This is a genomic window from Agrobacterium sp. 22-3639C2 (assembly GCF_053522105.1).
Map to the genome: position 1 here is coordinate 729,792 of NZ_JBNWDB010000001.1, position 17,912 is coordinate 747,703.

Annotated in this window: 16 protein-coding genes; 10 read left to right on the forward strand and 6 right to left on the reverse strand. The window is 59.0% G+C overall.

Features of this window, described 5'->3' with window-relative positions; all coding sequences use genetic code 11:
• Nucleotides 1-55: 55 nt before the first annotated feature.
• Nucleotides 56-976 carry a methylenetetrahydrofolate reductase gene (locus ACQZ6D_RS03590; RefSeq protein ID WP_448729615.1) on the forward strand — a complete coding sequence of 307 codons (921 nt, stop codon included), beginning with the start codon at nucleotides 56-58 and terminating at the stop codon, nucleotides 974-976.
• A 64-nt stretch (nucleotides 977-1,040) separates the two neighbouring features.
• Here the strand turns inward: ACQZ6D_RS03590 and ACQZ6D_RS03595 are convergent, their stop codons facing one another.
• Complete coding sequence (locus ACQZ6D_RS03595; protein WP_003515711.1) at nucleotides 1,041-1,979, reverse strand: LysR family transcriptional regulator; 939 nt, start codon at nucleotides 1,977-1,979, stop codon at nucleotides 1,041-1,043.
• 239 nt (nucleotides 1,980-2,218) lie between these two features.
• Here ACQZ6D_RS03595 and ACQZ6D_RS03600 point away from each other — a divergent pair, with 239 nt between their 5' ends.
• Together ACQZ6D_RS03600 and ACQZ6D_RS03605 are read left to right on the forward strand one after the other, a co-directional pair.
• Nucleotides 2,219-2,437: a DUF1127 domain-containing protein gene (locus ACQZ6D_RS03600; RefSeq protein WP_025593690.1), complete on the forward strand. Its 219-nt coding sequence runs from the start codon at nucleotides 2,219-2,221 to the stop codon at nucleotides 2,435-2,437.
• Between the two features lie 272 nt (nucleotides 2,438-2,709).
• The gene (locus ACQZ6D_RS03605) at nucleotides 2,710-3,747 is read left to right on the forward strand and encodes a GlxA family transcriptional regulator (RefSeq protein WP_003515714.1); all 1,038 of its coding nucleotides are present in this window, start codon (nucleotides 2,710-2,712) and stop codon (nucleotides 3,745-3,747) included.
• Between the two features lie 161 nt (nucleotides 3,748-3,908).
• Here ACQZ6D_RS03605 and ACQZ6D_RS03610 read toward each other — a convergent pair whose 3' ends face one another.
• Together ACQZ6D_RS03610 and ACQZ6D_RS03615 are read right to left on the reverse strand one after the other, a co-directional pair.
• Complete coding sequence (locus ACQZ6D_RS03610) at nucleotides 3,909-5,384, reverse strand: NAD(P)H-hydrate dehydratase (RefSeq protein ID WP_448729616.1); 1,476 nt, start codon at nucleotides 5,382-5,384, stop codon at nucleotides 3,909-3,911.
• 113 nt (nucleotides 5,385-5,497) lie between these two features.
• Nucleotides 5,498-5,653 (reverse strand): hypothetical protein, encoded by a 156-nt coding sequence (locus ACQZ6D_RS03615; RefSeq protein WP_003515718.1) that lies wholly within the window; start codon nucleotides 5,651-5,653, stop codon nucleotides 5,498-5,500.
• Between the two features lie 89 nt (nucleotides 5,654-5,742).
• Between ACQZ6D_RS03615 and ACQZ6D_RS03620 the strand changes: the two genes are divergently transcribed.
• The 4 genes from ACQZ6D_RS03620 to hspQ all read left to right on the forward strand — a co-directional run bounded on the left by ACQZ6D_RS03620 (nucleotide 5,743) and on the right by hspQ (nucleotide 9,006).
• Complete coding sequence (locus ACQZ6D_RS03620; protein ID WP_003515720.1) at nucleotides 5,743-6,081, forward strand: P-II family nitrogen regulator; 339 nt, start codon at nucleotides 5,743-5,745, stop codon at nucleotides 6,079-6,081.
• A gap of 74 nt (nucleotides 6,082-6,155) precedes the next feature.
• On the forward strand, nucleotides 6,156-7,565 hold the full coding sequence (gene glnA, locus ACQZ6D_RS03625) for a type I glutamate--ammonia ligase (protein WP_003515722.1): 1,410 nt from the start codon (nucleotides 6,156-6,158) through the stop codon (nucleotides 7,563-7,565).
• A gap of 98 nt (nucleotides 7,566-7,663) precedes the next feature.
• Nucleotides 7,664-8,587: a DMT family transporter gene (locus tag ACQZ6D_RS03630; protein WP_075807527.1), complete on the forward strand. Its 924-nt coding sequence runs from the start codon at nucleotides 7,664-7,666 to the stop codon at nucleotides 8,585-8,587.
• A gap of 89 nt (nucleotides 8,588-8,676) precedes the next feature.
• Nucleotides 8,677-9,006: a heat shock protein HspQ gene (gene hspQ, locus ACQZ6D_RS03635; protein WP_003515726.1), complete on the forward strand. Its 330-nt coding sequence runs from the start codon at nucleotides 8,677-8,679 to the stop codon at nucleotides 9,004-9,006.
• Between the two features lie 128 nt (nucleotides 9,007-9,134).
• On the opposite strand, the gene ACQZ6D_RS03640 is transcribed toward hspQ, so the two are convergent.
• Nucleotides 9,135-9,788, reverse strand: coding sequence for an invasion associated locus B family protein (locus ACQZ6D_RS03640; protein ID WP_013636323.1), 654 nt, complete (start codon nucleotides 9,786-9,788; stop codon nucleotides 9,135-9,137).
• Nucleotides 9,789-10,110: 322 nt separating this feature from the next.
• Here ACQZ6D_RS03640 and ACQZ6D_RS03645 point away from each other — a divergent pair, with 322 nt between their 5' ends.
• The 3 genes from ACQZ6D_RS03645 to ACQZ6D_RS03655 are packed head-to-tail and all read left to right on the forward strand — an operon-like array spanning nucleotide 10,111 to nucleotide 13,650.
• Nucleotides 10,111-11,958 (forward strand): extracellular solute-binding protein, encoded by a 1,848-nt coding sequence (locus tag ACQZ6D_RS03645; RefSeq protein WP_065702435.1) that lies wholly within the window; start codon nucleotides 10,111-10,113, stop codon nucleotides 11,956-11,958.
• Nucleotides 11,959-11,997: 39 nt separating this feature from the next.
• Nucleotides 11,998-12,666 (forward strand): DsbA family oxidoreductase, encoded by a 669-nt coding sequence (locus ACQZ6D_RS03650; protein WP_003515731.1) that lies wholly within the window; start codon nucleotides 11,998-12,000, stop codon nucleotides 12,664-12,666.
• Nucleotides 12,667-12,717: 51 nt separating this feature from the next.
• Nucleotides 12,718-13,650 carry a DMT family transporter gene (locus ACQZ6D_RS03655; RefSeq protein WP_003515734.1) on the forward strand — a complete coding sequence of 311 codons (933 nt, stop codon included), beginning with the start codon at nucleotides 12,718-12,720 and terminating at the stop codon, nucleotides 13,648-13,650.
• A gap of 57 nt (nucleotides 13,651-13,707) precedes the next feature.
• Here the strand turns inward: ACQZ6D_RS03655 and ACQZ6D_RS03660 are convergent, their stop codons facing one another.
• Together ACQZ6D_RS03660 and mfd are read right to left on the reverse strand one after the other, a co-directional pair.
• On the reverse strand, nucleotides 13,708-14,040 hold the full coding sequence (locus ACQZ6D_RS03660; protein ID WP_448729617.1) for a hypothetical protein: 333 nt from the start codon (nucleotides 14,038-14,040) through the stop codon (nucleotides 13,708-13,710).
• 373 nt (nucleotides 14,041-14,413) lie between these two features.
• The gene (gene mfd, locus ACQZ6D_RS03665) at nucleotides 14,414-17,911 is read right to left on the reverse strand and encodes a transcription-repair coupling factor (RefSeq protein WP_065702434.1); all 3,498 of its coding nucleotides are present in this window, start codon (nucleotides 17,909-17,911) and stop codon (nucleotides 14,414-14,416) included.
• Nucleotide 17,912: the final 1 nt, after the last annotated feature.

Below are 17,912 nucleotides of genomic sequence, written 5' to 3' on the forward strand. Positions count from 1 at the left end.
CAGATGCAGGGCTGTCTTGCCGCAACAGGCAAAGACGTGGGCAAAAAAGCGGTGCATGATAAGGAAAAGGACCAAATTCAAATTGCACGATATCTCGACCTCTCCCGCCATTGCCGCCTCCATTGAAGCCTCACCCGCACAGGTGCTCGGCCCGGCAAGTCTTGCCGGTATCTTTCCACAGGGCGTGCGTGTTTATCTGACAGACACCGGACAGGCCTCGCAGGACAGGCTGGTCGACGCTGCAAAACATCTTCGCGATCTCGGCTACACACCAGTGCCGCATCTCGCGGCACGGCGCATATCGTCTGGCGTGGAATTCGAGGAGCAGGTGAAGCGGCTGGCAGGCGAAGCGGGTGTGTCGGATGTGCTGGTAGTCGGCGGTGGCGTCGCCACGCCGGCTGGTCCCTTCGCATCCAGCATGGATATGCTGTCGACCGGCATCTTCGATCGCTGCGGGATCAATCAGATTGCAATCGCCGGCCATCCCGAAGGCAGCCCCGATTTCAGCGAAGAGGCGGCGACGGCCGCCTTGAAGTTGAAGTATGATTTTGCCGAAAGAAGCGATGCGGCAATGCGCATCGTCACCCAGTTCGGCTTCGACCCCGCGCGCTTCATCGCCTGGGCGGAAGGACTTGCCGCCTCCGGCATCGACTTGCCGGTGCATATCGGCGTCTCCGGTCCGGCCAGGATCACGACGCTGCTGAAATATGCAGCACTCTGCGGCGTCGGCAATTCCATTGCCTATCTGAAAAAGAACGCGCTCTCCCTGACGACGTTGGCCAAGGGGCATTCACCGGAAAGCGTGGTCGGCCCTATCGAACGGCACTGGCAGGCAAATCCGGCAGGGCCGATCCGGCAAATCCACGTTTTCCCATTTGGTGGGCTACAGAATTCGGCAGACTGGCTGGCCGGTCGTGGAAGTTGGCAAATCGGCGATGCGGACTTTTCTGCAAAGCGGGGCACGGTAGCGATCTAGGCCCACCTTTGCCTATGGCGCGACGGACGCTCGCCGTCGCGCATTCCCGTTATAAAGATCTACCTCAGGCCGCCTTGGCGACCTCGACAAAGGCGTTGCGGATGCTTTCCGCGACCGCAAGGATGGGGCGCGAGGGTCTTTCGCCCGTGATCAGGCGAATATCGAAATAACCAAGTTCCGGCAGGCCTTCCTTGTCGCTCAGAATGACCATGTCGTTCTGCACATAGGAGCGCGGCAGGGGCGCGATGGCGAGATCGGCGGCAATTGCTGCGCGCTGCGCCATGGTATGGCCGCTGAGATAGGCCACGCGGAAATTGCGACCCCGCTTTTCAAGCGAGTTGATCGCTTCCGAACGCCAGATGCAGCCCTCTTCCCAGATCGATATGGGCAGCGGATCGCGCAGATAGGCCGTACCGCATTTTGCCCCGGCCCAGACGAGACGTTCGCGCATCAGCACCTCGCCCGTATCCCGCAGCGGATGCGACGCACAGTTGACCAGTGCCAGATCCAGCCGCCGTTCATCCATGCGCTTGTAGAGATTGGAACTGGAATCGATCGTGACATCGATCATGATGCCGGGGAAAACCTCGGCAAAACGCTTGAGGATACCCGGGAGCAAACCGCGCTCGCCAATATCTTCCGGCGCACCGAGCCTGACGACGCCAGACAGTTCAGGCATGACGAAACGCGACACGGCCTCGTTAGACAGCGCGATCATGCGGCGCGCATAGGTAAGAAGCGTTTCGCCATGCGCCGTCAAAGTAACCGAGCGGGCATCGCGCAGGAACAACGTCGTCTTCAGCTGTTCCTCCAGCTTCTTTATCTGCATGGAAACGGCGGACGGCGTTCTGAACACCACCTCTGCAGCGGTGGAGAAGTTCCCGGTCTCGGCAATCGCGACGAAGGTTCTCAGAATGTCGTTATCCAGCAGCGGCAGCGGTTGGCGGAAAGTTACGGTCATGGCACGAACCTTCAAATATTTTGATTTATAGATGGATATCATTTCGTTTGATTGAATGTCAACACAGGCGCACAATCCGGGACATCGAATGACAGGGCAACTAACGCCTTGTCGGAATGAAGCGCTGGCCCATCACGGAACGACAGGAATTCCGGCAGGCGGCGAGCGCGAGTCATTCCTAAAACTGATGAATGACATAAAATTCATTCTCTTGTTTGATGAGATATGTAAGCGCATACCGAAGTCGTAAACAGGATCGTGGTTCACGAAAGGATCAAGACATGGCCATGATACATTATCACCCCGCAGCGAGCCGTTCATCGCAACGCCCCTCGACCGGTAGCTGGCTCCAGCGCCTGTCCGGCCAGATTTCCGCTCTCCATACGTCATGGAAGCGCGCAAGAATGCTCCGCGCGCTGGAAGGTTTGCCGCCTGAAACATTGAAGGACATTGGATGGCCGACAACCGACAGCAACCGCATCAGGGTCGTCCGCAAATGATGCGTAACCCCATGGCTCGCAACTGTCTCAGGACTTGCGAGCCATCCCCGTCAATCCCGAGACGCGCCGGCAGAGGCGTAAAATGACCTGCCTGTTTTACATGCGACACGACGCCCTTTAAAAAGGCTTGTCGCAAATTTTGCATATTTCAAAAGCTATTTTTTGACAGCCCGGATTTCACGGCGTATTTTTCGTTAAAGATGTCGGAAACAGGACATCCAGAAGACCGATTCCAAGGGAGGAATTGCGTATTCGCAACGGAGCACGGGCAAATGAGCAGGAACTCCCAGAAGAAACGCTCAATCGTCTTTTTTCTCATTCCGCAATTTACCATGCTGCCGTTCGCCGCAGCGGTTGAAACGCTTCGCATCGCCAATCGCATGCTGGGGTATCAGGCTTACGAATGGCGCCTCGCCTCGCTCGACGGCCAGAAGGTCATGTCATCAAGCGGCATCTGTCTTGAGGTCGACACCTGTCTTGCCGATGAGCGACGATATGTCAGCGGCGAAAACCGCGTTGAAATGGCAATCATCTGTTCGGGCATCGATGTCGACCAGCACATCAACAAATCCGTCAATGCTTGGCTGCGTGAAGCCTATAATCGCGGCATCGCCATCGGCAGCCTCTGTACCGCCGCGCATATCCTCGCGCAGGCTGGTCTCTTGAACGGCAAACGCTGTGCGATCCACTGGGAGAACTTGCCTGGTTTTTCCGAAGCCTTCCCGCAGGTGGAAGTCTATGCCGATCTCTTCGAGGTGGACAGCAACATCTATACCTGCGCCGGCGGCACCGCATCGCTCGATATGATGCTGAGCCTGATCGGTCAGGATTTCGGCGAAAATCTTGTCAACCGCGTCTGCGAGCAGCAATTGACGGACCGGGTGCGCAGCCCCAACGACCGCCAGCGCCTGCCGCTGCGTGCGCGCCTCGGCGTTCAGAATAGCAAGGTCCTGTCGATCATCGAATTGATGGAAGGCAATCTGTCCGAGCCGCTGTCGCTGCTCGACATCGCCGATGCGGCCGATCTGTCGCGCCGACAGGTGGAGCGTCTCTTCCGGCAGGAAATGGGCCGCTCACCCGCCCGCTACTATCTTGAAATCCGCCTGGACCGCGCCCGCCACCTGCTGGTGCAATCGGCCATGCCGGTGGTCGAGGTTGCCGTTGCCTGCGGTTTCGTCTCCGCTTCGCATTTCTCCAAGTGTTATCGCGAAATCTACAATCGAACGCCGCAACAGGAACGGGCGGAACGCAAGTTGCTGATCAGCGCTTCACGGATGGCAACCGCAAGCCAGGGCAAAGCCGCGCACTGACGCGGCTTTAAACCTCTAGGGCGAAAAAGCCCTCGCCTCAGGAATGAAAACCTCTCCTCCGTCATGCCGGACTAGATCCGGCATCCAGCCACGGCGTGTATGCGCAGTGAAAGGTATCTCCTGCGATCAAGTCCGGTGACGGAGTGGACACCAACTCAAGGTCACGCAAAAGGCCGCACCGCGTGGGCGAGATCTTCTGCCGTCATACCTGCACCCGCCCTGCTGCCCGCCACGCCATGCAGCCAGACACCGGCAGCGGCGGCCTCAAAGGCAGGCGTTCCCTGCGCAAGCAATGCGCCGATGATGCCAGCCAGCACATCGCCTGACCCCGCCGTCGCAAGGCTCGACGGCGCATTGGTATTGACCAGCGCGCGGCCGTCCGGCGTGGCGATGACCGTATCCGCACCCTTGTAGACCAGCACTGCGCCGCTGCGCGCCGATGCGGTCTGCGCCTTCTCGATCTTGCTCAGTGACGTGTCAGCGGCGAGATCGGGAAAGAGCCGAGCAAACTCGCCCTCATGCGGCGTCAATACGAATTTCCCCGCGCCTGAAATCACCCGGTCGAAGAGGGTTTCCGGGCAGTCCTTGAAAGCGGTGATCGCGTCGGCATCCAGCACCACCACCTTGTCCCCGAGCAGGGACACGAATTGCCGCGCCTTTTCGAGATCGCCGAAACCGGGACCGAGGACGAAAGCGCCGTGGCGTTTGTCGTCCAGCCAGTGGCGCAGATCGTCCGCATCATCCAGACCAAAGCTCATCACCGCCGTCAATGTCACCGAAAGCACGTCGAGCGCCTGCTTCGGCGCGGCAATGGTGACGATGCCCGCCCCCGCCTTCAGCGCCGCAATTGCCGTCATGCGGCTTGCTCCCGTCGCATGTGGCGGTCCGGAAAAGACGGTCAGATGCCCACGGCGGAATTTATGCGTTTCCATTTCGGAGCGGGGCAAGGCGTCGCGCCAGACAAGTGGATCGTTTTCCGCAACCGATCCCGCATGAGCGGCGAGAATACGGGAGGGGATACCGATATCGAACACCTCAAGCGTCCCGCACAGTTCCCGCCCCGGCATCAACAGATGGCCGGGTTTTCGCGCCATGAAGGTCACGGTCCGCTCCGCCTTGAACGATGCGCCCAGAGGCACGCCCCTCCTGCCGCAAAGACCAGACGGCAGATCGACGGCGAGAACCGGCACGGCTGCCTGCGTCACCGCATCGATCACGCGCCGGAGCTCCGACGGAATCTCGCGGGACAATCCGGCACCGAACACCGCGTCAATCACCACGTCACCAGCCATGGGCACATAGTCGCCAAGCGGCAGGGCTGTGACGCCGCTAACCTCGAAAGCCGTGCGGGCATCGCCTTTCATCGCCGTGACGTGGCCAAGATGATGAACCGCAACTGTCGCCCCGCTTTGCACAAGCGAGCGTGCCGCAACGTAACCATCACCGCCATTATTGCCGCCTCCGCAGAGCACGACGAAACGCAGCGCGTCCGGATAGTGGCAAAGGGCCGAAGCAGCGACCGCCTGCCCTGCCCGCTCCATAAGATCGTATAGGGGAATGCCGGATTGGCCTGAGGCCGCATCGATGCGGGCCATCACAGCAGGGTCGATAAGAGAGAGATTCAATAAGGATTTCATGGAGCGATCTTCCCTTCAAAACGCCGGAAAGGCAATCGATACAAAAATAAGCAAATGGCTGCGGCGAAATAATAATCAAATGCATAAAATATAAACAAATCAACAAAACGCCGTCAGTGCATTCCGAAATATTCAACATAACTAAAATAAGGAAAACCGACAGAATTGATGACGGATTTTTCGGGTTTTGGCGAGAAATTGGCTGGAAAACCACAAAAAGCGAATGCATTTTGTGCCAGAAAGCCGGGCAAGCGAAGTTTTTTCTTCAAGCCCGCTTCCGATCTGGCACAATACGTGCATTCTTGTGGCAGAGCGGGAATAACCTGCTTTAACGGGAGAAGCGGAGAGATATTTTCTCATGAAAAAGATCGAAGCGATCATTAAGCCTTTCAAGCTCGATGAAGTGAAGGAAGCCCTTCAGGAAGTCGGACTTCAGGGAATCACGGTCACGGAAGCAAAAGGCTTTGGTCGTCAGAAGGGCCACACGGAACTCTACCGCGGAGCAGAGTACGTTGTGGACTTTTTGCCGAAAGTGAAAGTCGAAGTCGTACTGGCGGACGAAAATGCGGAAGCCGTCATTGAGGCTATCCGCAATGCGGCACAGACCGGACGTATCGGCGACGGAAAGATTTTCGTTTCCAACGTCGAGGAAGTCATCCGAATCCGTACCGGTGAAACAGGCGTGGACGCCATATAATCGGAACCAGGTCCTGAGCCGGGGAGGCTCAGGTTTTTCACCTCGTCACCACCACACTCAAGGAAAACGTTTAAATGACGACCGCAAACGATATCTTGAAGCAGATCAAGGATAACGACATCAAGTTCGTGGACCTGCGCTTTACCGACCCCAAGGGCAAGCTGCAGCATGTCACCATGGATGTTGTCTGCGTAGACGAAGACATGTTCGCCGATGGCGTCATGTTCGACGGCTCCTCGATCGCCGGCTGGAAGGCCATCAACGAATCCGACATGGTGCTGATGCCCGATCCGGCAACTGCCCATACCGATCCGTTCTTCGCCCAGTCGACCCTCGTCATCCTTTGCGACATTCTCGACCCGGTTTCCGGCGAAGCCTATAACCGCGACCCGCGCGGCACCGCCAAGAAGGCCGAAGCCTACCTCAAGGCCTCCGGTATCGGCGACACCATCTTCGTTGGCCCCGAGCCGGAATTCTTCGTCTTTGACGACGTGAAGTACAAGGCAGACCCTTACAACACCGGCTTCAAGCTGGACTCGTCGGAACTGCCGTCCAACGACGACACGGATTACGAAACCGGTAACCTCGGCCACCGTCCGCGCGTCAAGGGCGGTTACTTCCCGGTTCCCCCGATCGACAGCCTGCAGGACATGCGTTCCGAAATGCTGACGGTTCTCGCTGAAATGGGCGTCGTCGTCGAAAAGCACCACCACGAAGTCGCCTCCGCGCAGCACGAGCTGGGTGTGAAGTTCGACACCATGGTATCCAGCGCCGACAAGATGCAGATCTACAAGTACGTCGTGCACCAGGTCGCCAATGCCTATGGCAAGACGGCAACCTTCATGCCGAAGCCGATCTTCGGCGACAACGGCTCGGGCATGCACGTGCACCAGTCGATCTGGAAGGGCGGCAAGCCGACCTTTGCTGGCGACGAATATGCCGGCCTGTCTGAAAACTGCCTGTACTACATCGGCGGCATCATCAAGCATGCCAAGGCCATCAACGCCTTTACCAACCCCACCACCAACTCCTACAAGCGTCTGGTACCGGGTTATGAAGCTCCTGTTCTGCTGGCCTATTCCGCCCGCAACCGCTCCGCATCGTGCCGTATTCCCTTCGGCTCCAACCCGAAGGCGAAGCGCGTCGAAGTCCGCTTCCCGGACCCGACCCAGAACCCCTATCTCGGTTTTGCAGCCATGCTGATGGCCGGCCTCGACGGCATCAAGAACAAGATCCATCCCGGCAAGCCGATGGACAAGGACCTTTACGACCTTCCTGCCAAGGAACTGAAAAAGATCCCGACCGTCTGCGGCTCGCTGCGCGAAGCGCTGGAAAGCCTCGACAAGGATCGCAAGTTCCTGACCGCCGGCGGCGTGTTCGACGACGACCAGATCGACTCGTTCATCGAGCTGAAAATGCAGGAAGTCATGCGCTTCGAAATGACCCCGCATCCGGTCGAATTCGACATGTACTACTCTGCCTGACCGGCATTTGGGACGCCTTTAGAGGCGTCCCTTCCCGCTCGGCGGTTTTCCCCTGGAAAGCCGCCGTTTTCTTTTGATGCCCAGCCATGTCGCGAACAATGTCGATCAAGCCAGCCTCTCAGCAAACGCGCCTCACGGACTGGCTCATCTTTCTGGCGGTACCGTTCTTTTTCTCCAGCAACATCATTTTCGGCCGCGGCGTCATCGGCGAGGTCTCGCCCTTCATTGCCGCCTTCATTCGCTGGATCGGATCGAGCCTCATCATCGCTCCGTTCATGATCGCCGACTGGCGGAACTGCCTCGCCTTCGTGCGCCAGAAAACGCTGCTCTGGCTCGTTCTTGGCATTCTCGGCATGGGCGTCTGCGGTGGCGTGGTCTATTGGGGCCTCACAATGACGACGGCTGCCAACGGTACGTTGATCTATACGACTTCGTCGCTATTCATCATCCTGTTCCAGCGCATCTTTCAGGGCCGCCCGATCCGCAGGCTCGAAGTGGCGGGCATGATCATCGCTTTTGCGGGCGTGGCGGCCATCGTGCTCAAGGGCGATATGTCCGCTCTCTGGCAGATGAAATTCAACATTGGCGATTTTGCCATTCTGACGGCAGCGATTGCCTTTGCGGTCTATTCGCTGCTATTGCGCGATCCCGCGGCGCGGCAGATGGCCTCGTTCAGCCTTTTCGGCCTCATCGCCTTCTCCGGCGCGCTGGTCCTGCTCCCGCCGGCAGCGGTCGAACTGGCGCATGGTGGCTTGCTGCCGGCCACGGCCATCGCCTGGGCCAAGATCGGCGGCATCATCCTGTTCGCCTCACTGCTTGCCTTTTATTGCTTCACCCATACGGTCCGCGTTTTCGGCCCCGCCACGGCAGGCATCACGCTTTACATGATGCCACCCGTCTCGATTGTCATGGCCACGCTTTTTCTTGGTGAAACGTTTGAAACATATCACGCCATCGGCATCGTGCTGGTTACCGGCGGCGTCGTCATCGCCACCGCACCGATCGGCCGCAGGGTCGCTTAAGAGCATCACGGGAAAAAGGGCCGGATACCGCTAGCCCTTGATATTTCCCAATCCGCACCCAACTATTAGTGGGAAAGGAAGTTCATACCATGAAACAAAGAGACGCAAAATTTACGCTTGGCGAGATCGTCCGCCACAAGGTGTTTCCGTTCCGCGGTGTGGTGATTGACGTGGATCCGGAATATGCCAATACGGAAGAGTGGTGGAACGCCATCCCCGCCGATATTCGCCCGGAGCGCGACCAGCCCTTCTACCATCTTCTGGCGGAAAACGATGAGACGGAATATGTCGCTTACGTTTCCGAACAGAACCTCGTCCACGATGAAAACGAGGCGCCGCTCCGCAACCGCAATATCGAGCGGATGTTCGACAAGGCGCCCAACGGCGAGTGGCGGCCGAAGATGTCGCTCGCGCATTAGCGCACGCCCGATTTGACAACAGTCATAAGGGCGCTGTGCGCTTTGACTGAAAATACGTCGGATCAAAACCGCGCATAAAAAAAACCGGCCTGAAAACAGGCCGGTTTTTTCGTGTTCTCGTAAAGAGATCAGGGCTTCGGCGCGCCCTTTGCGGCGTCCTGAGCAGCTTCCAGCTTCTTGCGAGCCTCTTCAGCCTTTTTCTGCATGCCTTCCTGAAGGCTGCGCTGGCTTTCTGCGAGCTGCGACTGGGTGATAGCCGCGCCGTCATAAGCGCCGGTAAAGCCGGTAAGCGCGATCTTGATGGGGTTCGGCGCGCGGCGGAAGTTGATCGAGGTGAAGACGATCTCGTTGCCCTTTTTCAGCGACGCAATCATGGCGTCCGTCAGCGGAACTTCGGCCGTGCACTTGTCGGGAAGGCAAACAGCGTAATCGAGCTTCTGACCCTTGCCACCGTCGATCTGCATCATCACACCCGGGGGAATGAGGCGCGCGGTCGGAACGGAAACCTGGAGCAGCTTGCGGTTGACCTTGCCCTCGACAGTGATGAGGCCGACGGCAGTGATCATCTGGCCGTTCTGGGCAAGAACCACGTTCTGCACGACGCAGACATCGTTGTCTTCCTGCTTCGAGCAGGTCTTGAACCAGCCGAGCGGCGGAGCGCCAGCGCCCTGATTGGCGGGAGCATCCTGTGCCTGCGAGATGGCCGGAGCGGAAACCGCGCCCAGGGAAAGAACGAGAGCGGACAGAGCTGTCCGGGTGAATGTGTTTGCCTTTTGCATCATAAGAGTTCCGTCTCCTGAATGTCTGCCAGAACAGAACCGCGGGTCCTGCTCGCCGATGGCGGTATCCTTCTGCCCGTTCAACTGTCGTTTAAATGAGGCAAATGCGTGACCCGTCTCTTCCGGCCACCCTGTTACATGCCGTTCGCGGCGATATCCAGCACTTCTTTAACTTTTTCTTGAGGCAACCCAAGATTTCCCGCCCTCGCATGGGTCCAGCCATGGGCTTGTGCTACATATTCGCCAGAATCATAACAAAAAACCAATCATGACGATAACCGACCACGACGACAAAACGGACCGACAGTTGAGACAGGATAGTGACATGCGCAAGCTTGCGGCCCTCATCCCCGCATTGTTTCTTTGGGGAACGGCCCTGCTTTCTCCGGAAATTGCCGTGGCGCAGCCGCTTCACGCCATTTCCATGCACGGCACGCCGGCACTTCCCGCCGACTTCCGGCACTTCCCTTATGTCAATCCGGACGTGAAAAAAGGTGGTCGCATATCATACGGTGTCGTCGGCACCTTCGACAGCCTCAACCCCTTTGTTCTCAAGGGAATGCGCACCACGGCGCGCGGCGTCTGGGACCCTGAATTCGGCAATCTCCTTTACGAGCCGCTGATGCAGCGCTCGAGCGACGAGCCTTTCAGCCTTTACGGCCTGCTTGCGGAAACCGTGGAGTGGGACGAGGAACGCACCTTCACCCAGTTCAACATCAATCCCAAGGCCAAGTGGTCGGATGGCGAGCCGGTGACGCCTGACGATGTTATCTTCACATTCAATCTCCTGAAGGAAAAAGGCCGTCCGCCGTTCAACAGCCGTCTAGACGGCGTGGCGAAGCTGGAAAAGATCGGCGAACACGGCGTCCGCTTCACCTTCAACGACAAGGCGAACCGCGAAACGCCGCTCATTCTCGCCTCTTCCACCCCCATTTTGCCTAAACACGCGATCGATCCGGAAAAATTCGAACAGGCGGGCCTCGGCGCTGTCGTCGGCTCGGGTCCATACCGAATCAAGACATTGCGGCCGGGTGAACGAATCATCTGGGAGCGAAACCCGGACTATTGGGGCAAGGATATCCCGAGCAAGGTCGGCTTCGAGAATTACGACGAGATCAGCATCACCTATTTCCTTCAGGTCACCACCATGTTCGAGGCCTTCAAGAAAGGCGATATCGACATCTATCCCGAAGGCGACGCCATCAACGGCACCTCCGATACGTCCCATTGGGGCCAGGCCTACAACTTCCCCGCCGTTCATCGCGGAGATATCGTCAAGGATGTGTTCCAGCCACGTCTGCCATCGGGCATGTTCGGCCTTGTCTTCAATACCCGCCGCGCGGTCTTTGCTGACGAAAAGGTGCGCGAGGGCCTGTCCTATGCACTCGATTTCGAGTGGATGAACAAGAACATTCTCGGCGGCGCCTTCAAGCGTACGCAAAGCTACTGGCAGAACTCCGCGCTCGGTGCCTATGGCAATGCCGCAGATGAGCGCGAACTTGCGCTGCTTGGCGATGCGGCCAAGAGCATGCCGCCGGAACTTCTGGCGGGAACCTACGCCATGCCCACCACCGACGGAACCGGCGCGGACCGCAAGGTCCTGAAGCTCGCCGTCGATAAGCTGAAAGAGGCCGGATACAGCATCAAGAACGGCAGGATGTCCGATGCCAATGGCCGCCAGCTCGCATTCGAAATCATGACGCAGAACCCGGCGCAGGAACGCATAGCGCTTGCCTATCAGCGTTCGCTGAACCTGATCGGCGTCGCCATGGGCATCCGCTCCGTTGACGATGGCCAATATCAGGCACGCTCCAACAGCTTCGATTACGACATGATCATCCGGTCCCTGCCCTCATCGCTCTCGCCGGGCGCCGAGCAGCTCAACCGCTGGAGTTCATTGTCGCGGGATGCGCAGGGCAGCTTCAACTATGCGGGTGCGGCCAGCCCCGACATCGACCGCATGATCGAGGCCCTGTTGCAGGCCCGATCCACGGAGGATTTTCAGGCGGCAGTGCGTGGTTATGATCGTCTTCTCGTCGCCGGCCACTATGTCATTCCGCTCTACTACATCGGCGCGCAATGGATAGCCCGCTGGAAATATATCGACCGCCCGGATATGACCCCGATATCAGGCAATCAGAAACAGACCTGGTGGGATGCGAGGGCGCAATAACCCGCCCCTGCTCGGTCCAAGACAACGGAAGATAAAGCCATGGAACGCATCGTTATCGACGTCGTATCGGATATGGTCTGCCCCTGGTGCTATCTGGGCAAGGCAAGGCTCGATCTTGCCATTGCCGAGGTGCAGGACGAAATCAGCGTCGACGTGAACTGGCGACCTTACCGGCTCAACCCGGATTACCCGCCTGAAGGCGTTGACCAGAAGGCCGCGCTTGAGGAAAAGCTCGGCAAGGAGCGTCTCGAGCAGGCCCATGCCTCGCTGGTGGAACTCGGAAAACAGGTCGGCATCCACTACGATTTCGATGCAATCAAGATTGGCCCGAACACGCTCGACGCACATCGCCTGTCGCTCTGGGCCCATGCTGAAGGCCGTGACGTTCAGGAGAGGATCGTCACCGCTTTGTTCAAGGCGAATTTCGAGGAAGGCCGCAATATCGGCGATCACGCCGTGCTGACCGATATCGCCGAAAAGGCGGGCATGGACGCCAAGGTGGTAACACGGCTTCTGGCGTCGGATGCGGACAAGGACACGGTGATTGCCGAAATTGACGCGGCGCAGCAAATGGGTGTTTCCGGCGTACCGTTCTTTATCGTTGACCAGAAATACGCCATCAGCGGTGCACAAACGCCTGATGTATTGATTGCTGCACTGCGGGATATTGCAAAAATCAAGGCGGACGAGCATAAGTCGATGAACTGACGGTCGAACACCGGCAGCTTGCCGTAATCGATAAACTGTTGGTGTTTTCCCGTGTCCGACCAGACCCTGAAAGGCATTCTGCTTGCCTTTGCCGCCTTCGCTGCCTACGCTTGGAGCGACGCGAGCGTTAAACTCATAGAAGGCCAGATTTCGCCGATCGAATCGGCCTTCTTCGGCGCCCTGTTCGGCCTCATCGCCCTGCCCTTCATCCGCAAGCGCAATGATCGCTGGGTGGATGTGGTGAAGACGACCAACCGGCCTTTATGGATCATCCGATTTTTTGCCGCCGGTACGGGTGCCGTCGGCAGCGTCACCGCTTTCACCCATCTTTCCATGGCCGAAGCCTTCGCGTTGATCTTCCTTCTTCCTTCTTTCGTCACCATCATGTCGGTGGTGTTTTTGAAGGAACAGGTGGGCATCCGCCGCTGGTCTGCGGTCATCATCGGTTTCCTCGGGGTGCTGGTCATCCTGCGGCCGGGTTTCCGTGAACTCGGCATCGGCCATATCGGCGCCATCATCGGTGGCTTCAGCGGCGCACTCAGCATCGTCATCTTCCGCGCCATGGGCCCATCGGAAAAGAACGTCTCGCTGTATGGGGCCGGCGTACTGGGCTGTCTTACCATTAGCGGCATCGCCATGGTGCCGACCTTCATCATGCCGGGCGGCGAACAATGGTTGCTGCTGGCGGGATACGGCCTGCTCGGCGCGCTTGGCAACGTGCTTGTCATGTATGCTGCCCAATATGCGCCCGCCGCCATGATCGGCCCAACGCAATATAGCCAGATGCTCTGGGCGATTCTGTTCGGTTACCTGATTTTCGGCGACCGCATTGATGGCTGGATGTTGATGGGCATCGCCCTGATCGTCGGCTCCGGCCTGCTGACGCTGATCCGCGAGAAGCAGCGAAAAGTGCCGCTTCCCGCCTCCATCGCCGCAACTGACCAGAATGTGGCTGTCGGGATCACGCCGGAAGACGAGCGCTAAAGTCGAAAATGCATGAGAACCAGCGACGCATGTTTGCGTCGCTGGCATGGCATTCGATCAATCACAAACCCTGACCCGATACATGTCGCCCCAGGCGTTCTGTCGCCAGGCCACATGGCAGCGAGGATAAACCGGCTGGTAAACAACAGGCGGTCCATAAGCTGGCGCGGCGTAGACGGGTGGACCATAGGCCGGTGCATAATAAGCGTAACCGGGATGCCTTGCCCCGGCGATGAGCGCTCCGCCAATGATCGTTCCTGCGATCCCGGCGGCAAGGCCGCGGCCGAAATTATTGCGCGCTTCCGCCTGACTGGTGGTGGCAATTGTGGTGCCCGCAATTGTCAAAGCAACCAGACCAGCGGTGGCAAACCTGTTGATGTTGGTCCACATCGTCCTGCTCCTTCAAGACCCGGCGGCTTTACGATCCGCCGCACCGGGTATGAAGGAAAGATTACGCCCGCGAAGACTACCGATACATGTCCGTTTCGTTACATCGCGGTAATTTTCGCTGAAGGCAGTGAGTGGAGTTTTCGAGGGATTGGCTGATGGAAATGAGCCGACGATGGGTGGCTTACCCCCCTCTGCCCTGCCGGGCATTTCCCACACAGGTGGGGAGATCGATATGCGGCAAGGTTTTGCCTATATCAACGTTAGAGAATGAAGTGGTGACAGCGCGTCTTGCCGATCTCCCTCCTTGTGGGGGAGATGCCCCGCAGGGCAGCGGGGGGTAAGCCCCACCCACCGCCCCCACAAAGGCTTAAATCTACGACCGAGCCAGCTCCGCCAATTGCGTCATGACCATCGCCGCACCCGCCAGCCTCTTTTCCGGCGTCGGCAGATCGCGGTTCAGGAACAGGCTGTGGTCCGGGCGGATCTTCGCCATCGATCCCTGCTTGCCGATGTAACCGACAAGCGCTGCCGGATTGGGGAATTCCTTGTTGCGGAACTGCACAACCACGCCTTTCGGCCCGGCATCCACCTTCTCGACATTGGCCGTGCGGCAGAGCGACTTGATGTAGACGATCTTGAGGAGATGCTGCACTTCCTTCGGCAGCGGGCCGAAACGGTCGATCATTTCTGCGCCGAAACCGTCGATCTCGCCTATATCCGCAAGCTCGCCGAGACGGCGGTAGAGACCCATGCGCAGATGCAGATCGGGGACATAATCTTCCGGAATCATGACCGAGGTGCCGACCGAGATTTGCGGCGACCAGCCGCTGTCGCGCACCTCTTCGTCACCCTTCACTTCGGCCACGGCCTCTTCCAGCATCTGCTGGTAAAGCTCGAAACCGACTTCCTTGATGTGGCCGGACTGTTCTTCGCCAAGCAGATTGCCCGCGCCGCGAATATCGAGATCATGGCTGGCAAGCTGGAAACCGGCGCCGAGTGTGTCGAGCGATTGCAGCACTTTCAGCCGCCGCTCCGCCATCGTCGTCAACACCTTGTTGACCGGCAGGGTGAACAGCGCGAAGGCGCGGACCTTGGAACGACCGACACGGCCACGCAGCTGGTAAAGCTGGGCGAGACCGAACATGTCGGCACGGTGCACGATCAGCGTATTGGCGGTCGGCACGTCGAGGCCGGATTCGACGATGGTGGTCGAAAGCAGCACATCGTATTTGCCGTCATAGAAGGCGTTCATGATGTCTTCGAGTTCACCCGCCGCCATCTGGCCATGCGCCACCGCCACTTTCAGTTCCGGCACATCCGACTGCAGGAATGCATGGATGTCAGCGAGATCGGCAAGGCGCGGGCAGACATAAAAGCTCTGGCCACCGCGATAATGCTCGCGCATCAGCGTTTCACGGATTACCAGCGGATCGAAGGGCGAAATGAAGGTGCGAACCGCCATGCGGTCCACTGGCGGCGTGGTGATGAGCGACAGCTCGCGCACGCCGGTCATGGCCAGCTGCAAGGTGCGCGGAATGGGTGTTGCCGACAGCGTCAGCACATGCACATCGCTTTTCAGCTCCTTCAGCCGCTCCTTGTGCTTCACACCGAAATGCTGCTCCTCATCGATGATCAGCAGGCCGAGATTGGCGAAGCTGATGCCCGCACCGAGCAGCGCATGGGTGCCGACGACAATGTCGGTCTTTCCATCAGCCACTTCCTTCTTGGTGAGCGCAAGCTCCTTCGAACCCACAAGGCGCGAGGCCTGCTGCACCCGGATCGGCAGACCGCGAAACCGTTCGGAAAAGGTACGGAAATGCTGTCGCGCCAGAAGCGTGGTCGGCACCACCACCGCCACCTGAACGCCATTCATGGCGGCAAGGAAAGCGGCGCGCAAGGCCACTTCGGTCTTGCCGAAACCGACATCGCCGCAGATCAGGCGATCCATCGGCCGCCCGGCACCGAGATCGTCGCGAACAGCGTCGATGGCGTTCAGCTGGTCCTCGGTCTCGTCATAGGGAAAACGGGCGGCAAACTCGTCGTAAAGCCCGTCCGGTGCGATAAGCGCCGGCGCGTGGCGCACCAGACGCGCGGCTGCAATGCGGATAAGCTCGTCGGCCATATCGAGCAGGCGCTTCTTGAGCTTGGCCTTGCGCATCTGCCATGCGCCGCCACCGAGCTTGTCGAGCGTGGCTTCCGCGGCATCAGAACCATAACGCGAGAGAAGATCGATGTTTTCGACCGGTAGGAACAGCTTGGCGTCGTCGGCATAATGCAGTTCCAGGCAGGCGCGCGGCGCGCCCGCTGCCTCGATGGTCTGGAGACCGACGAAGCGACCGATGCCGTGTTCGGCGTGAACCACGAGCGAGCCTTCGTCCAGCCCCGCCACTTCCGCGATGAAATCCGCGCCGCGCTTGCGGCGCTTGGAACGGCGCACCATGCGGTCGCCAAGAATATCCTGCTCGCCGATGACTGCGAGCGTTCCGGTCTCAAACCCGGCTTCGAGGCTCAGCACTGCCGAAGCCGCCTCACCCTTGCCGAGTTTCTCCACCTCTTTCAGCGATGTCACCGGCTTGATCTTTTCAAGCCCGTGTTCGTTCAAGACCTGCAACAGCCGGTCGAGCGAACCTTCCGACCAGCCGGTGATCAAAACCTTCCAGCCCTTGGCCCGGCGCTCGGCAATGTGCTTTACCGCCAGATCGAAAACATTGACCCGCTCTTCGCTGTCGCCTTCCGTCGGTGGACGTGCCCAGCGCGGACCAACATGGGCATCAAGCGTCGCAACCGGGCGGCCTTCGCTATCGTGTTCGTTGAAGGGCGTCAGCCGCACCGCATTGACGCTCGCAAGCGCCGCCTCGAAGCTCTTGCCGTCGAGATAGATTTGCCCAGGCGATACCGGCTTGTATGGCGCGCCCTGCGTCGAGCCCTTGGTCTCGCCGGAAGCCCGCCGCGCCTCGTAATAATCGAGGACCAGCTTGGAGCGTTCCTTCGCCGCCTCGCGCGCCGTATGGTCGGTGACGATACGGAAACCGCTGAGATAATCGAAGGCGGTTTCCAGCTCCTCGTAAAACAGCGGCAGCCAGTGCTCCATACCGGCATAACGGCGACCTTCGGAGACAGCCTGATAAAGCGCATCGTCGCGCGTCGCCGCACCGAATAGCGACAGGTAATTCTTTCGGAACCGGCCGATCGTATCCGGCGTCAGCGTCACTTCGCTCATCGGATTGAGATCAAGCGAGCGCGCCTGTGCGATGGTGCGCTGGCTGGCCGGATCGAAGGTGCGGATGCTTTCCAGCGTATCGCCGAAGAAATCGAGCCGCACCGGCTCTTCGGTGCCCGGCACGAAGACATCGAGAATGCCGCCGCGCACGGCGAATTCACCCACTTCACGCACCGTCGCCACCCGGTCGAAACCGTTGCGCTCCAGCCGCGCGGCGATGTCCTCCATGCGGATCTGGTTGCCGGGCTTGGCCGAAAAGCCCAGGCTCTCGATAACGTCGCGCGGCGCCATCTTCTGCAGCATGGCGTTGACGGTGACGAGAACGATGGCCGGATGCGGTTTCTTGGCGTGATTGATGAGGCCGGCAAGTGCCGCGAGCCGGCGCGCCGAGGTGTCCGCACTCGGTGACACGCGGTCATAAGGCAGACAATCCCAGGCCGGCAGCGTCAACACCGGAATATCCGGCGCGACAAAACCAAGAATCTGTTCGAGATCGGCGACCCGCTGGCCGTCCGACATCACGTAAGCCACCGATGTTCCCGCCCGCGCCATATCGGCGAGCAGTAGGGCTTCCATGCCGGAGGGCACGTTTCCGATGGTCAGCGGCGTATCGGCCGACGCCACCAGCTTTGCATCGAATCCGGCTATCATG

What these genes read in the sequence shown, in the direction of transcription:
- ACQZ6D_RS03595 (WP_003515711.1), bottom strand. Translation starts at nt 1,979, where the DNA reads ATGATATCCATCTATAAATCAAAATATTTGAAGGTTCGTGCCATGACC.
- ACQZ6D_RS03640 (WP_013636323.1), bottom strand. Translation starts at nt 9,788, where the DNA reads ATGATGCAAAAGGCAAACACATTCACCCGGACAGCTCTGTCCGCTCTC.
- mfd (WP_065702434.1), bottom strand. Translation starts at nt 17,911, where the DNA reads ATGATAGCCGGATTCGATGCAAAGCTGGTGGCGTCGGCCGATACGCCG.
- glnA (WP_003515722.1), top strand. Translation starts at nt 6,156, where the DNA reads ATGACGACCGCAAACGATATCTTGAAGCAGATCAAGGATAACGACATC.
- ACQZ6D_RS03590 (WP_448729615.1), top strand. Translation starts at nt 56, where the DNA reads ATGATAAGGAAAAGGACCAAATTCAAATTGCACGATATCTCGACCTCT.
- ACQZ6D_RS03605 (WP_003515714.1), top strand. Translation starts at nt 2,710, where the DNA reads ATGAGCAGGAACTCCCAGAAGAAACGCTCAATCGTCTTTTTTCTCATT.
- ACQZ6D_RS03610 (WP_448729616.1), bottom strand. Translation starts at nt 5,384, where the DNA reads ATGAAATCCTTATTGAATCTCTCTCTTATCGACCCTGCTGTGATGGCC.
- ACQZ6D_RS03630 (WP_075807527.1), top strand. Translation starts at nt 7,664, where the DNA reads ATGTCGATCAAGCCAGCCTCTCAGCAAACGCGCCTCACGGACTGGCTC.
- ACQZ6D_RS03620 (WP_003515720.1), top strand. Translation starts at nt 5,743, where the DNA reads ATGAAAAAGATCGAAGCGATCATTAAGCCTTTCAAGCTCGATGAAGTG.
- ACQZ6D_RS03645 (WP_065702435.1), top strand. Translation starts at nt 10,111, where the DNA reads ATGCGCAAGCTTGCGGCCCTCATCCCCGCATTGTTTCTTTGGGGAACG.
- ACQZ6D_RS03600 (WP_025593690.1), top strand. Translation starts at nt 2,219, where the DNA reads ATGGCCATGATACATTATCACCCCGCAGCGAGCCGTTCATCGCAACGC.
- ACQZ6D_RS03650 (WP_003515731.1), top strand. Translation starts at nt 11,998, where the DNA reads ATGGAACGCATCGTTATCGACGTCGTATCGGATATGGTCTGCCCCTGG.
- ACQZ6D_RS03660 (WP_448729617.1), bottom strand. Translation starts at nt 14,040, where the DNA reads ATGTGGACCAACATCAACAGGTTTGCCACCGCTGGTCTGGTTGCTTTG.
- hspQ (WP_003515726.1), top strand. Translation starts at nt 8,677, where the DNA reads ATGAAACAAAGAGACGCAAAATTTACGCTTGGCGAGATCGTCCGCCAC.